The 14,804-nt window shown below is 46.0% G+C and carries 12 protein-coding genes; 3 read left to right on the top strand and 9 right to left on the bottom strand.

The features are described 5' to 3' along the window. Positions 1-189: 189 nt before the first annotated feature. The 3 genes from CWB98_RS13125 to CWB98_RS13115 form a co-directional block, all read right to left on the bottom strand. On the bottom strand, positions 190-1,935 hold the full coding sequence (locus tag CWB98_RS13125) for an alkaline phosphatase (RefSeq protein ID WP_138545286.1): 1,746 nt from the start codon (positions 1,933-1,935) through the stop codon (positions 190-192). A gap of 98 nt (positions 1,936-2,033) precedes the next feature. Next, positions 2,034-3,227 (bottom strand): cation:proton antiporter, encoded by a 1,194-nt coding sequence (locus CWB98_RS13120; protein ID WP_138545285.1) that lies wholly within the window; start codon positions 3,225-3,227, stop codon positions 2,034-2,036. Between the two features lie 129 nt (positions 3,228-3,356). Beyond that, positions 3,357-4,955, bottom strand: coding sequence for a DKNYY domain-containing protein (locus CWB98_RS13115; RefSeq protein ID WP_138545284.1), 1,599 nt, complete (start codon positions 4,953-4,955; stop codon positions 3,357-3,359). A 258-nt stretch (positions 4,956-5,213) separates the two neighbouring features. Here CWB98_RS13115 and CWB98_RS13110 point away from each other — a divergent pair, with 258 nt between their 5' ends. Continuing rightward, positions 5,214-6,134, top strand: coding sequence for a manganese-dependent inorganic pyrophosphatase (locus tag CWB98_RS13110; protein ID WP_138545283.1), 921 nt, complete (start codon positions 5,214-5,216; stop codon positions 6,132-6,134). Positions 6,135-6,193: 59 nt separating this feature from the next. Here CWB98_RS13110 and CWB98_RS13105 read toward each other — a convergent pair whose 3' ends face one another. From CWB98_RS13105 to CWB98_RS13085, 5 genes are all read right to left on the bottom strand, one after another. Continuing rightward, on the bottom strand, positions 6,194-7,096 hold the full coding sequence (locus CWB98_RS13105; protein WP_138545282.1) for a DMT family transporter: 903 nt from the start codon (positions 7,094-7,096) through the stop codon (positions 6,194-6,196). 15 nt (positions 7,097-7,111) lie between these two features. Continuing rightward, the gene (locus tag CWB98_RS13100) at positions 7,112-8,506 is read right to left on the bottom strand and encodes an amidase (RefSeq protein WP_138545281.1); all 1,395 of its coding nucleotides are present in this window, start codon (positions 8,504-8,506) and stop codon (positions 7,112-7,114) included. Between the two features lie 13 nt (positions 8,507-8,519). Beyond that, positions 8,520-9,485, bottom strand: coding sequence for a hypothetical protein (locus CWB98_RS13095; protein ID WP_138545280.1), 966 nt, complete (start codon positions 9,483-9,485; stop codon positions 8,520-8,522). 103 nt (positions 9,486-9,588) lie between these two features. Further along, a complete protein-coding gene (locus tag CWB98_RS13090) occupies positions 9,589-10,524 on the bottom strand; it encodes an NADP-dependent oxidoreductase (RefSeq protein ID WP_138545279.1) in 936 nt (311 codons plus the stop codon). Between the two features lie 125 nt (positions 10,525-10,649). Continuing rightward, positions 10,650-11,336: a thermostable hemolysin gene (locus tag CWB98_RS13085; RefSeq protein ID WP_138545278.1), complete on the bottom strand. Its 687-nt coding sequence runs from the start codon at positions 11,334-11,336 to the stop codon at positions 10,650-10,652. A gap of 265 nt (positions 11,337-11,601) precedes the next feature. Between CWB98_RS13085 and CWB98_RS13080 the strand changes: the two genes are divergently transcribed. Then, positions 11,602-12,249, top strand: coding sequence for an acyl-homoserine-lactone synthase (locus CWB98_RS13080; RefSeq protein ID WP_138545277.1), 648 nt, complete (start codon positions 11,602-11,604; stop codon positions 12,247-12,249). A 150-nt stretch (positions 12,250-12,399) separates the two neighbouring features. Further along, positions 12,400-13,134 carry a helix-turn-helix transcriptional regulator gene (locus CWB98_RS13075; RefSeq protein WP_138545276.1) on the top strand — a complete coding sequence of 245 codons (735 nt, stop codon included), beginning with the start codon at positions 12,400-12,402 and terminating at the stop codon, positions 13,132-13,134. A gap of 333 nt (positions 13,135-13,467) precedes the next feature. Here CWB98_RS13075 and CWB98_RS13070 read toward each other — a convergent pair whose 3' ends face one another. Then, positions 13,468-14,772 (bottom strand): hypothetical protein, encoded by a 1,305-nt coding sequence (locus tag CWB98_RS13070; protein ID WP_138545275.1) that lies wholly within the window; start codon positions 14,770-14,772, stop codon positions 13,468-13,470. Positions 14,773-14,804 lie beyond the last annotated feature (32 nt).

The following is a 14,804-nucleotide window of genomic DNA, read 5'->3' as shown; positions in this document are numbered from 1 at the left end:
GCATTGTGTTTATGGCCACCAACCTCTAAAAATAGTCGTACAATCGGGTTACCCCGTCCGCCAGCATGCATCTGAGCGTATTTTCTGCATGTACAATTAAAACAAAAAAGGCCACTGCAATGCAGTGGCCTAACAAGATCTCCAGATCTTACATGTTTGTTATTATGGATTATCCTTAAAAGTCAGTACTTACTCTGCGTTTTGTAAACCCAGCGCTTTGATCATCTTAGTACCGATGTCGACATGGTGTTGCAGCGTAGAGAACTGCTCAGTCACGCCCGCCGGACCAAAGGCATAGACAGGTACTGGTGCCGCAGTGTGCGTACCTGTGCCCCAAACTACGTTCTGTTGCTTCGCCACAACACGACCGATTTTTGCAGTAAAGTCTTCTGTGTCATATACATAGAAGTCTGAGAAATCTTCAAATTTAGGCAGTGGATAGTTGCTGCTATTCAGAGCGTCAGAGGCATTCACTTTTGCAGCTTCTTCTAATGTCACTGTGTATGGCGTGTATTTCTCAATAGCCTCTTTCCATTGCTGATCTGTCGCATCCGTGTAGTTGTAATCACCATTCACTTCGCCCAGCACGTCGTAGAAGGTGCCCTCTTGTCCATATAAGGTATCCAGAATGCCCAGTCCACCAAAGTTAAACTTAGGCTTATACTCGGCACCCTTCATACCATCACCTGGCAACAATACACCTTCTGGTTTGTTGTGGCTTGAGTAACTAAAACCAAAGCTGCCGGTTTCATGGTCAGCGGTAACCAAAACCAGCGTATCTGTGCGCTCTTTTGCCCACTCATGAACGGCTTCAACAGCTTCATCAAACTTCAGCAGTTCGTTCAACATCCAGCCGGCATCATTCGCATGGCCTGCCCAGTCAATCTGACCACCTTCAATCATCAGGAAGAAACCGTCTTCATCTTTAGACAGGATATCCAGTGCCTTAACCGTCATCTCTTTTAGAGACGGCTGCGTACAGCTGTCATCTGCTTTACAGTCTCTGTAAGCAATACCATCTGCCATACCCGAGTTGGCAAACAAGCCAAGCAGTTTGTCAGTATCCGTTTTTGCTAACTGCGCCTTATCAAACGCCAATGCATAGCCATGCTTTTCTTTTGCTTCAACAACCACATTACGGTCATCACTGCGCTTAGATTTTTTATAGACACTGGCAGGCATACCCAGACCGGCAAGTACTTGTTGGTCAGCAGCATCTTCTTTAATATCAGATGGGATAAAAACGCGTGCACCACCAGAGAGCATGACATCGACCATGCCACTTTCAACCATTTCAACGGCGATTTCAGGCTCTAAGGAACGGTGTGGTTGGTGCGCTGCAAAGGCCGCTGGCGTTGCATGCGTTAGGCGAGTATCAGAAACCAGACCTGTCGCTTTGCCGGCTTTTTTCGCTTTTTCAAGAATCGTTTCAATGATGTAGCCCTGGTCATCCAGGCCAATCATCTCTGAGCCCGATGCCTTACCAGTCGCCAGCTGAGTTGCTGAACACGCTGAGTCTACAACCAGGCTGCCATTTGCACCGTGAGGTGCGTTCAGAGAAAGACCCAAATGACCACCAGCAGCGAGCTTAGACAGTGCTGTTTGGTTGTTTTTAGTATTATATGTTGAGTTAGGTGCACGGCGAGCATACTCTTCCAGTAAACCAACCTGCTGAGCACCCATACCGTCGCCAATCATCAGGATCACATTCTTAACCTGAGTCACGGGAGTCGGAGGCACTTCTACCTCTTTAACTACTTCTTTTACGACTTCCACTTCTTTTACGACTTCAACTTTTTTTACTACTTCTTTTTCAACTTCGACTTCTTTTGCAACTTCGACTTCCTTGACGACTTCAACCGTTCTGGTGTCGTCATCGTTACATGCGGTCAATAAGACGGCAGATACCGCCACTGCTAATAGCTTTTTATTCATTGTAGTGTTCCTAAAACGTAATCATCTGAGCCGCGGCACAGTTTAGGGACACTTGATGACTTTTTTATTTCAGCTGGGTGACACTTTGTGTAAATGCACTATTGTTTTTTCATCAAAAAAGAACCTGCAAGATGGCCACTTACACCAAAGATAAAAATACTTAGCAATACCGTCGCAGCGGTAATCTTCGTCAATAGTAAACTATACGTCAGGCTGGATCCTAACAGCATCAGACTCAGCACTACAGAGGCAAGCCCCTTGGGCCCAAACCAGGCCAGCGTCACCTGTGCTCGCCAGTCCAAACGAGTCGGCATTAACAGCAGCATGACAGGGATAAAACGAAACACGACGACAGCCAGCAGGGCATAAAGCCATACCTGCCATTCAAAAGCAGTAAATAACAACACACTGGCGCTAATCCCAAAAATGACCCACAGGACATAGGCGGCTAACTCTGCTATTTGCTCACTTTCCTCTATTAATTTGTCTTTGAAGGCATCACGAAATCCATAGTCAAACAACAAGCCGCTGATAAACACCGCAATAAAGCCGCTTCCCCCCAATAACTGAGTAAGCGAAAAGATGGCAATAGCAATGCCGATAAATAAAAACGGGCTGCTTTTAGCGGCAAAAAAGTGATGACGGTAGGTCAATTTTATCAGCCATATTGCGACAATGGTTAACACCAGTGCAACAGCAAGTGCTATTCCAACTTCCTGCAGAAACAGCATCAAAAGTGAGTCTCCTGAAGGCTGCTGAGTATGAAGGCTGCTACTTAATAAAAACAGAAAAACAGGTACACACAAGCCATCATTCAGACCACTTTCGACATTGATGGCCTCACGGAGTTTCGCTGGTACTTGTTTATCCTGAATAAAGCTCTGACACAGCGCCGCATCAGTCGGTGTCAACATGATGGCCAAAATCAGTCCCGGCAACCAGGGCAGTGAGAGTATCCAATGTGCCCCGAGTGCGGCCAGGCCCATAGTCAGAGGCAATGCCAGCAGTAATAACAGAGGAAGTTGATAAGAGTGCAACAAGACTCTGAGCCGTGTTTTTGCTGCATCAGAGAAAAGAAAAATGGCCAGGATCAGCTCCACCAGCGGCAAAAACTCACGCAAACTCTCAAGACGCAGCGCCAGAGACTCCTGAAAGTACCACCCCAGCGCACAGCCGAACAGCACAAACCACATCGGCCCGGTAAATTCCGCCCGATTCAGCTGGCGAATAGCAATGGAATACAAAAAAATCGCCAACCCTAGCCAGGCCAGCACCAGATAAGTCTTTTCCATTTAACGCCTCCTTGGCCCTACCAGAACAAACATATGTGTTCAGTAATGTAGCGATGAAACTTAGGATAATCAATTATCTGGGTCATGTGTGTTCACCCGACATGAGTAAACACACAAAGCAGCTTACGCTCAGTTAGCGCGGCGGTACCACAGTTCAGTTAACTTACCATCCCGTTTGGTTGCACTCAGAACAGGCAAACCAAACTCATCGAAAAGAAAATGCTCTTCAACATTGCCTGCTCCTTTTCTTACCCAAACGCCATTGTCATAATGCGTCTCATAAGATGACACGACAGGGTCTCCCGAAAGCGCTAAAGACTGGCGCGTATGTGCACAAGTACCCAGCGTATAAAGGCACTGGTGTGGACTATAGCGATAGCTCAGGGCCGACTTAAATAATGACTCTGAATCCAGTAATACTTGCCCGTTCACCGTACGCTGTTCAAACATAGCGCCTCGTGTATTTGGGGTGTGCAACACAAAAGTCGCAATGCCGTTCTCAACGGTACGCAATTCATACTGAACATAGTTTGCAATTGCAGCGCCTTTCCACAAGTAAAAACTATGGCCAACAGGCAACTGGCTCAAATCTATTTGAGCCACTTTGTCTGGTGTAAGAAACCTATGATCAAGCGACTCTTTTAACGTCTCAATTAATTCCGGTAGCTGCTCCTCAAGTCGGCCTTTTACCGCCTGATCCATCTCCAGCATATTGCTAACTATTTTAGAAACGGCTTCATCCTGGCCTTGCCGTGATGTTGCCATACTTTCGAAATCAACGCCGTCTAGCATAGAGCGGCGAGCTGATCCGCGATTGCCAAAAGGCTTTTTAGTCTCACAATCCGCGAGCTCCCCGTTGTAATAGCATTGGTTATCATCACGTGCAAAGCTGCTCATAAAAGAACGAGAAAAAGACGTTGGATCCGATCCAGGCAATGGTCTGCCTTCGTAAAAGACACTCTCTTTATTTTTGGCATAACCACCGCTGAGCCCTCTAAATCCAATTGGTGAAGCGTCGATCCGCCCCCCCTGATAAAACACATGCTGCCCGTCTGTTGCATAGTCGAGATTAATTTCGCGGAACTTTTTTACATTAGCACCAGCGATTTTTTTGTCTTCGTAATAGACATTGCGATGATCTAACGAGTGATATGAACTCTTCGTCTTAAAGGTGTTTGGAGATGCATCCTGCAACTTTTGACCCATAAAGTAAACGCAGTGTTTGTCTTTAGCAAAACGGTTTTTGCTCAGTACTTTGAAAGAGTCAATATCGCAGGGCACAAAAGCATCAACGTTGTTAATAAAGACACGACCACCACTTGCAAGATAATCGGTATCTAGTAAGTCATCTTCATCATCGATCACATAAGCATCGGCAGGATCCGCACCCTTAACGATTTTAGCACGATGAAAAACGTGCTTTTTATCGATAGCATAATCCTCTGACAGTTTCCTGAATGTAGCAGGGTCGGCAAACGGGATCGAACGCCCATAGTGATAGACTAATGCCTTATCTTTGGCATAGCCATGCTTGTCAATGACAGCAAAAGAGTCAAAATCAACATTATGTAGTTCTCGACTGATCACTCGCTGATTAAGAAAGCCTTGACCCTCTCCGAACAGAATACGCTGGCCCTCTTTATCCAGAGCATAACCATTGAGTGGTGCAGTTGTTTTGCATCCCGTTACTATGAGTAAACTAATTGATGCTACGAGCAGTTTGTGCATTACGTACCTATTTACAATTTAAAGTAAGGTTTATTTTATCGATTTAGTGCTAAAATCGGAACATAAAGAAGCGGTTACTCACTATAAACGGAGTAAGTGCCCTGTCAAATCGCATGCCTTGTTGTTACCCCCCAAAACTTATCACCCTCAATGTGAAGCCATACACGACATGAAAAAGCTGCGATTAGCCCCGCTTATGCTGTTTTCTTGTGGTTAATTTTTGCTAGAATGGCTCCAAATTTTTTTGGAGAACCGTCAATGGCAATGTATGTAGTGGGACATAAGATCCCTGACTCAGATTCAATTTGTGGTGCAATTGCACTGGCTTACCTGAAAAACCAGATCGGTGAAGAGGCAATCCCAACACGTTTGGGCGATGTCTCTCCTGAAACTCAGTTTATTCTGGACCGCTTTGGCTTTGAAGCGCCGGAGCTAAAACTGAGTTATGCGGGTGAAGACGTCTATATCGTTGACCATACCGAAAAGACTCAAGCCCCGGATGACATCGATGAAGCAACCGTTGTCGGTGTGGTTGATCACCATAAACTGGGCGACCTGACGACCTCAACGCCGCTTGAGTGCTGGATCCGTCCGGTTGGCTGTAGTAACACCATCATCAAAATGATGTATGACTTCTACGGCGTAGAGATCCCACAAGATATCGCAGGCCTGATGATGTGTGCAATCCTGAGCGATACCGTGATCTTTAAGTCACCGACTTGTACGACAGCAGACATTAAATGTGTTGAAGCGCTGGCTGAAATTGCAGGCGTAGAAGACTTTAAAGCACTGGGCATGGATATGTTCAAAGTAAAATCAGCGGTTGAAGGTACACCGGCACGCGATCTGGTTATGCGTGACTTTAAAGACTTCAACATGAATGGCAAACTGGTTGGTATAGGCCAGCTGGAAGTGATTGACCTGTCTGTATTTGATGACATCAAAGCCGACCTGGAAGCTGACATTGCCAAGCTGAAAGAAGAAGGTGGCCGTCACTCAGTATTACTGCTGCTGACCGATATCATGAAAGAAGGCTCACAAATGCTGATCGCATCTGACGACGAAAGCATTGTAGAAAAAGCCTACCAGGTCACCCCTGAAAATAGCCGGGTATGGCTGGATGGCGTACTGAGCCGTAAAAAGCAGGTCGTTCCGCCACTACAGGATGCGTTTGCATAATCCGCATTACTGTCGGTAACCCTAAATTAAGCCCTGATCATATCAGGGCTTTTTTGTTGCTAGCTGTTATGTACCGCTGACGGCGCCTCTTGTGCCGCACTGCTGCGTTTGCCCTGATACTGATAGACAAAAATCGCAAACATGATAATCGCCAGACTCACCAGGATCCGCGAGTCAAATGCCTGATCCGTCACCAGATAAGACAGTAATACTCCAACTGTTGGTACCAGGTAATTGCTGAACGAAGCAAATGCAGGTCCTTTACTCATGATCAATTGCATAAACAGAATATACACTACACCACCACAGAACACGCCGAGATAACCACTGGCAAGCATCGCATCGACACTTATCTGTGTGACATTAAGATCCGCAAACAACATCGCTAACGGTAGCAATTGCAATGCGGAGAGTGCAATAACGTCACGGGCAACTACAACCGGATGCAAATGCTCAAGCTTTTTCACCAGAATTAAGCTCAGCGCAAAACTCAGTGCTGCAATAAAGATGGCCGCGGCACCGACAAACTGGGATGCTGACTGCGCCTGAAGCTGAGGTAAAAACAGATAAAGCAAACCGGCAAAGCCTATTAATCCGCACAGGATGCCTTTGACGCTAAAATCACTGTCCTTGAGTAACAAAGGCGCCAGCAAAATCGTCAGTAACGGGTTCATGCCTGTGATGACAGCAGCGTGAGACGCCGCCGTCGTTTGCTGACCCCAGGCAACCAGCAAGAAGGGTAAGGTGGCTTCTAGCAATCCAATCACAAACAGTAATCGCCAGTGACCTGGCTCACGCTTCAAGCCCAGAAAGTAACAAGCAACAATCAGCACCAGTGCGCCAATGGTAGAGCGCAATGCTGCGATCCACAAAGCTGGCATGCTCTCAAGGGCAATGGCGTTAAAAATATACTGAGATCCCCATAGAAAACCACACGCCACTAACATAATCATATATTTCATCAAACACTCCTTTTATTAATTGGCTGCATCTGATTGAGAAAAGGCACGTTCCAGTACCGATGCAACTGCCAGCACCTGATGCTCACACCATAACTGCCCAACCACCTGTACCCCGATCGGCAAACCGTTATTATCTTTTCCAATACAAACAGTTGCAACTGGTTGGCCACTTAAGCTGTAAGCCATGGTAAAGGTGTAATTGTCAATCTGGCCTACTGAGTGTCCGTGGGCTTGTGCCGTTGTGGCACTAACCGGGCACAAAGTGATTGGATAACGCTGGCTAAAGGCCTGCATGGCAAAATTGTATTGATCCCACTCACGCAGTCGGCCACGCAATTCAGTGACCGTCAGCTGACAAGACGATGCCGACTCCAAAAAGGCCTCAAACAGGGGTGACAAAGCTTTGCTCCCCATTAATTTCGCCCCCTGATACCAGCTTTGCCCGCCATCAGCACCAAACGCAATCATCTCCAGAGCCAGCGACTTAACCTTATTCAGACATGCCGGCGCGTCATTGGTCACTGAGCCAACAAACGGGGCAAGTGTATCGACAGCACGTCGCAATGCCTGCGCGATCTCCGGCTGAACTTCGCACCAGCCATTATTTTCATACCAGGCCACATCCAGCGTCGAGATATCACAGCGCTGGTAATCCTGCACGGGTACAGGCATGGTGTTCGGATCAATGCCATCTGGCCCGGCAATGATCTCCAACAGTAAAGCCACGTCGTCAATATAACGACCCATAGGGCCATAAGACGCCGATCTTACGTGCAGACTGGCCCCTTCCATGGGCACCCGTCCGGTTTGTGGCAAACGACCTTGTGTGACTTTTAATCCGGCAATACCCACCATGCTGGCTGGTACACGAACACTGCCCATAGAGTCTGAACCGAGTCCGGCTGGCGAACATCCTGATGCTATGGCTGCGGCTTCCCCCCCACTGCTGCCACCGGGTGATAACTGCGAGTCAAGTGGATGATTGGTTCGGCCATAGACCAGGTTATCCGTCTCAAACGCCATCAGTAATTCAGGCACATTAGTAATGCCCAGAATAATGGCTCCTTGCGCTTTGACCCGCGCCACTATGGTGGCATCTTCTTCGGCCACAAATCCCGCCAGACCCTCCGTCCCCATGGTGCAGGGGAAACCGGCGACCTTACACATGTCTTTGACTGTCATGGGCACACCATGCAGACGACCCAGTGGTGCACCGCTGCGTACCTTTTCGTCCGCGGCTTGTGCCTGTGCAATCAGGTCCTCAACCCGGGCCACCTGAACAATGGCGTTCACTTCACCATTATGTTTTGAAATCATATCCAGATAATGACGCACCAGCGCTTCACTTGATAGCGCACCAGACGCTATCAAGTCAGCCTGAGTGCGCAATGATAAAGTTGCAATATCCACTCAGACCTCCGGCTTACTTGGCTATTAGTGGTTGGTCATATTGGATTTTCTCCAGACCATTAATAGGGAACATGATTTGATCGTGGATCACGATGCCAGGTGGTTGCGTGCTTTCAAACACACTGCCATCTTTGTCAATAACTGTTGCAGGTGCTGCGGTTATAAAGGAAGAGGCACCTGTGATAGACGCATTCGGGTGATAACTGATGATCAGATACAACAGTGAGCTGCCATCCTCAGTAGGCAGTAAAGGACAGCCGTTAATTTCTTTTTCATAACGCGCATTACCACGTTTGTCTGTGATAAATACATTCGGCAGGCCACCAAAAGGCTGTACCACTAACTCTCCTGCCCGATCCCAGACCGCCAGCATCGAGTACATTGAGTTGGGAAACAAACGCTTGAATCTGGCCACAGTTTTCGCCGAATTATCGTTATAACACTGAAACTTGTAGCGACCACGCGCTTTAGACCATGAGCCTAAGGTGATCTCTTCTTTCGGCCCGTCAAAAAACGGTACAGGGTTCGAGTGCTCTGGTAAACGACGTTCAATATAGCCATGATTACCGATCAGGTCGACATAGGTTGGCTTATCCATAATGGGACGATTTTTAAGTCTGGGATCGGCGTCTGGCATATCCAGAAAACTCTGCAACCAGGCTACATTAATAGGATCGGTCGTTGAAGCAAGAATAGTATCTGCCTCACAGTTTTCTGCACTCAATGGTTTGGCGTCCAGCGCGCCTGGCGTTGGATCGTATTCACCAACAAACTGAAAAGAGAGGTCATTAAGGCTATCGTAAGCCGCTGGGAATTCGAATAATTTACGACCACAGTAGTTATTTACCCCTGTGGTTAGATGACCTTTTACAGTGCGTTTGGCAATAATTTGTTTATCGTGTTCATTTTGCTGGGCTTGCGTTTGAGGTGCAATATACAATCCGGTGGCACACAAAAGTCCGATGATCAATTTGTTCATGGTGTTTGTTCCTTTTATCCTATTGGGCTAACAGCGTATCTGCGGCTCCAAGGTCTACAGGTATTTACCTGGACAAAATGGGCCGCAACATTGAGCTGAAAAATTAGATGCTAATGACAATCTTGCCGCGCACATGCTCGGTTTCTGATAAGGCATGGGCTTCGCCGATGCTTGTAAAAGGCATTTCTACAATTTCCGGAAGCTTGATTTCTCCGTTGTCAATTAATGCGCCAATCTCACTAAGCTGGCCGCCGTTTGGCATCACCAGTACGCGCTCGTGGGCAAAGTCATATCGGGCTGGTAACTCGTGTGTTTTGAGTGTTGAAATATATTTACCTGTTGCTTTGACTGTGTCGTAAATCCCCGCAACATCGTTGTCGACAATATCAAATACCACATCAAACTGACCCAATGATTGCAGATAGTCCGGTGTGTTGTAGTCAACCACTTGATCTGCACCTAAGGTACGCAAGTAGTCATGATTTTTTGCTGATGCAACTGCCGTAACGGTGGCCCCCAGGCGCTTTGCAAACTGCACAGCGAAGCTGCCAACACCGCCGCTGGCGCCATGAATAAGGATCGATGTCTCAGCATTGATATCAGCCAGTTGATTGATCGCCTGCCAGGCGGTCAAAGAAGTCAGAGGGACAGATGCAGCTTGTGCAAAATCCAGCTTCTGTGGTTTTTTCGCAACCAAAGCAGCATTCACACTAATAAACTGTGCGTAAGCACCGTCCTTGGTCAGATCGCCAAATGCATAGACCGGCTCGCCAACCTGAAAGCCCGTTACATTCTCACCGACTTTAGCCACGGTTCCTGCAACGTCCCAACCCAGGATCAAAGGCAACTGATGAAGCTCTTCTTCTGCTAACCAGCCTTCGCGGACTTTCCAGTCAACCGGATTAACACTGGTATAAGCCACTTCAATTAGTACGTCGTCCTCAGCAACATTGGGCAGTGCAACCTGCTCTTCAAGCAGTTTACTCTGCCCACCGTATTCGTGAATTCTGAGGGCCTTCATAGTCGTAATGTTCGTCATATTTGCTCCTGATTAAATGTAATGAATCAACCAGTCATATGCTAATACGACGCTGTTTTTGTGCACCTGTCCAGGCAGTCAGGTTTGCTCAGATAAGCCATTTGGTGGCATTCAGGCTGCACCTTTCATGCAGCCACTTCCAAATGATTCAGCACCTTACCATGTTCATTCAACCTCAACTCAGCAACCTGATATTTACCAAATAACAAGGGCAAGGTACTTTGCAAACTGGCGGCCAGGTCAACTAACAGTACTTTGGGGTTATGTTCATAATAACGCCCCCAAGTCGATTGCTGCTGTGGCGGTAACATCTCAACGCTGGCCCGCGCTACTTCATGGAAATAGAACCCCAGTCGGCCAATCATTTTTTCAACGATGGGGGTGACAGTCACTAAGGTATATTTCTGACCCTTTGACCACATGATATAAGGTAAAGACTCCAATAGTTTGAGCGCGCCGCCCCGTCCCTTAAAAGATGAAAATGCGCCAATTTCACAAATTTCCTGACGAGACAGCTCTATACCTAATGTGTCGAGTACATGGGTTTCAATGTTATCTCCTTCTATATATTGCTCCGAGAATAAAGCTTTGTTCGCCGCGTAGGTGATCCCATAGGCTGCCAAATACTCTTCACAGCCATTGGCGCTCTTTTTCAGTGAGACGAACTCGTCGACCTTAGGCTCAATGATGGCCTCATGAACCAGTTCATAGTGACTCGCGACCAGTTGTTTAAGAATAGAAAAACAGGATGAGTCAGGATTTATGGTATTAATTGTGGACAGTGTTTGTGTACAGTTTTCGATTGCAGTCATGATATTTCCTTTATGCTAGTTTGTGATTACCTGTCCACTGTACTGCCCAATCCCCATTACAGACACAACGCAATATTTCTTTTCATTTCATGCAATTACATATAGAGCTTGTATATTTCATGGCCTTTCACTGTCCAACAGTACAGCTGCCCATTGGATCGGTTATGCGATTTTTTGCGCTCCCTATAATGGGTCGTATTGAAGCAACACGGCTTAACAAAAAACGTACTAATGCGAAACGGCTTAATTAAAAAGGAACTAAACCATGACTAAGGCAATCTCAATCATCGAAAACAACTGGCAGGTATTGGTAACACGTGCATCAAACAAACTTATCGACTGCTTTAAACTCAGACACAGTGTTTTCTCTGAAGAACTCCGCTGGGTAAAAACAGAACAAAGTAAAATGGAAATCGATAAATACGATTTTGCCAGCACTCATGTCATGGCCTATCAGGAAGAGACTGTGAAAGGTTACATGCGTATCACTCCTGAGCACTCGCCCTGGCTGCTGAATGACACATTTAGCTTTCTGATTGAGGATAAAAACTATCAGTTTGAGAAAAACAGCGCAGAAGTAACACGTCTTGCAGTCGATATCATTTCTCGTGATGCCAAGGTAAAAGACACCTTTACAGTGTGTGACTTATTGATAAAAGGATTACTGGCACATGCTCAGCAAAATAATATTCAGTACTGGTATATCGTTGTTTCAAGACAGATTTTGTCATTACTAAAACGTAAAGGCCTACCATGTGAGGTACTGGGTAAAACAGTGACCATGCCAGATGGTGTTAGAACCGTTGCAGCCAAAATTGATGTACGCCAGTTTATTTCTGCCTGTAACCAGTTTTATCTGACAAATACCACACCAGAGCCGGCAGAAAATATATCTTACCTGCAAGCTGCATAAAATAAATATAAAAAGCCGGAGCTTGGTTACCACCCGTTCCAGTAACCAAGCTGTACCCGGGACAAAAACTTCACAAATTAACACTTGACTAACCATGCACTCACCATAGAATAAATATTCTCATTAAAACGTAACTATGGTGTGCTTAATATGATTGATAAGGATAAATTGATCCAAACACTGGATTTTGTCGATAGCTGTGTAAAATCGGAAAATGACAGTACTTCAGTAAACAACTTATTTAATAAACTAGACAAACTCATTCCCATCAAAACTGCGATTTTAGCCATCGATGTACAAAATCAATTTCAACTCACGAGTCCCTCTCAGCTATTTTCCTACAACTTGAGCAACGAGTGGCAGGATATCTATTTTCAGCGTAAGTTTTATCAACAGGATCCCGTTCTTAATGCGCTTTCTCAAAGTAACCAGGTGGTTGACTGGCAAAGTGCGTTTCAGTTCTCTCCTGCGAAGGAGCAATACTCCAGTGATTTTCAGTTTTTGTCCCAGAAATATGTGGGTAGTCATGGCTTGTCTATTGTTGTCAACAACCACAGTGGCTCTACCTTACTGTCTATCTCTACCGAGGCCATAACCAATAAAGCAGATGCGCATATCTTGTCTTATATCGCACCGCACTTTCACGAGCTTTTTTCACGCGATGGTGAAAACACTCGACGAAAAATTGGCATGCCGCAACTGTCCAAACGTGAACTAGAAGTCTTGCAATGGGCTAAAGAGGGTAAGAACAATGGTGATATTGCTATTATCTTAAGTATATCTGAGCGTACAGTGAAGTTTCATTTATCCAATATATTCACTAAGTTGAATGTAGTGAATCGCTCCCAGGCGATAGCAAAAGGTATGAGCTTCGGTATAATCTAGGTAGAGAAAACTTAAAAGGAAACAAAATATATTTTGTTACAAATAATATATCCACTTAAAAACAACCCCATTTAAGTGGATATATTATTTCAAGATGATTGTTAGAATAATACTAGCTTTTATTGACAACAATAGAAAAATACCATTTACAACAACAATTCGACATTCAACATGTTATAACAGTAACTATAAAAATAGTGCATACCAAATATTGAAATTAATCGTGAGCCATCATGGTGCATTATTTACACTTCATTCACCAACTAACATACGCATTGCATCTTTGTATTTATTCTCTCAGAGACAGAAATACAACGCACCATAGACAAGATATTAAGCTGCCATTGCCTGTTCATCGGGTTCATGCTCCGCTATTTGCCAATTTTCTATGAGGATTTCACAGCTATTCCCTTTGAGAACTTCAACATTGCCAAAGTTAATCCGCAGTGCACCCTGCCTGTGGGCGCAGGGTTCAAATACATCCAGACCCAGAGTTTTTGCAGCATCATTTAACTGCTTTTTAGCACGACACAGTTTGACATTGAACTGAGTTTCATTGTCACCAATCATACGGTGTAATAGCTCCCGCTCAACCCACCCAGTCAGCAAAGGGTCGACTTTCTCGTCCTTTTCCCAGGCTTTCATTGCCTGCTCATGATACTCTCGCACCATTAACAGCAGGATATAATGATGTACACGCTCGCCCAGATCCACGCTCTGTGAACCACGTTTGAGCAACAAACGTACATGCCAGTCGTTGTCGCTAACCTCAAAACGCAGTGAGACTGGCTCGTCATTTTGTATCACCGGCGTCATTTGCACTTTCGCAGTTACAGCTGTGGGAGCAGGCGTTACTTGCAGCGCTTCTTGCTCTACAAATGCCTCATCACCACCGAATAAACGCAGACAGATATATTTTTCGAGCAATGCCAGGTCAAAGAACCGCTGATAGTCACCATAGCTTTCCAGCACGGAGCCAATCGCCAGAGCGCATCGATCTCGATTAAAAAAGTGTGCACTCACCTGCAAATAGTTACAACCGTGCTCTATTGCACGCAGTGCATTATCATGGGCGTCAATATTTGAGGAATAAAAGATAAATTCCGTACTCAACTCATAGGCCAGCGCTTTGGGTGCCAGCCACAGCATAAAATTCTCAACCCCAGCAGGGCGAAACCCGCCGAGGCAATCTTCAAAGGCGATCCGATCGCTACCAACCATGTCGCAGACCCGCAACGCCTTTTTAAGCTCCTGGCTGCCAATGCGATAAGCCTCTTGCAATACCAGTCTGAAGCGAAAGACTTTGTGCGTCAGTGCCGATTCAAGTGTATCGATCAGATCAGCGACCCGCACTTTACTTGCCAGTAATTCAGGTTCAACACGCACATAACATAACCGGGGTAAGTCCTCGCCTCCGTCCTCCAGCATCTGTTGCAACTGTGCTACTGTCATCGTGCCCCAGACGTCGTCCATACAGGCATCGGCCCCGGACCAGACTATGTCTGCAAATTTCGCCTGTTTACTCAGAGCCAGCAGTTCAGCCGCAACCGGCTGCTCTACACGTTCAACAAAGCCCTGAAATGTCACTGGATACAGCTGCCTGTTCCAATTCTCCACCTGTTTTCGAACGCTTCCCATTTGTTGCTCTCCTTTTAATCCCTCATAATCTC

It is taken from the genome of Pseudoalteromonas rubra (assembly GCF_005887115.1).
GTDB lineage: Bacteria > Pseudomonadota > Gammaproteobacteria > Enterobacterales > Alteromonadaceae > Pseudoalteromonas > Pseudoalteromonas rubra_F.
Note: the sequence above shows the minus strand (reverse complement) of the source record. Positions and strands in the feature narration are given on the sequence as shown.

Coding starts and splice junctions, on each gene's coding strand:
- CWB98_RS13125 (WP_138545286.1), bottom strand. CDS start 1,935: ATGAATAAAAAGCTATTAGCAGTGGCGGTATCTGCCGTCTTATTGACC.
- CWB98_RS13120 (WP_138545285.1), bottom strand. CDS start 3,227: ATGGAAAAGACTTATCTGGTGCTGGCCTGGCTAGGGTTGGCGATTTTT.
- CWB98_RS13115 (WP_138545284.1), bottom strand. CDS start 4,955: ATGCACAAACTGCTCGTAGCATCAATTAGTTTACTCATAGTAACGGGA.
- CWB98_RS13110 (WP_138545283.1), top strand. CDS start 5,214: ATGGCAATGTATGTAGTGGGACATAAGATCCCTGACTCAGATTCAATT.
- CWB98_RS13105 (WP_138545282.1), bottom strand. CDS start 7,096: ATGAAATATATGATTATGTTAGTGGCGTGTGGTTTTCTATGGGGATCT.
- CWB98_RS13095 (WP_138545280.1), bottom strand. CDS start 9,485: ATGAACAAATTGATCATCGGACTTTTGTGTGCCACCGGATTGTATATT.
- CWB98_RS13090 (WP_138545279.1), bottom strand. CDS start 10,524: ATGACGAACATTACGACTATGAAGGCCCTCAGAATTCACGAATACGGT.
- CWB98_RS13085 (WP_138545278.1), bottom strand. CDS start 11,336: ATGACTGCAATCGAAAACTGTACACAAACACTGTCCACAATTAATACC.
- CWB98_RS13080 (WP_138545277.1), top strand. CDS start 11,602: ATGACTAAGGCAATCTCAATCATCGAAAACAACTGGCAGGTATTGGTA.
- CWB98_RS13075 (WP_138545276.1), top strand. CDS start 12,400: ATGATTGATAAGGATAAATTGATCCAAACACTGGATTTTGTCGATAGC.
- CWB98_RS13070 (WP_138545275.1), bottom strand. CDS start 14,772: ATGGGAAGCGTTCGAAAACAGGTGGAGAATTGGAACAGGCAGCTGTAT.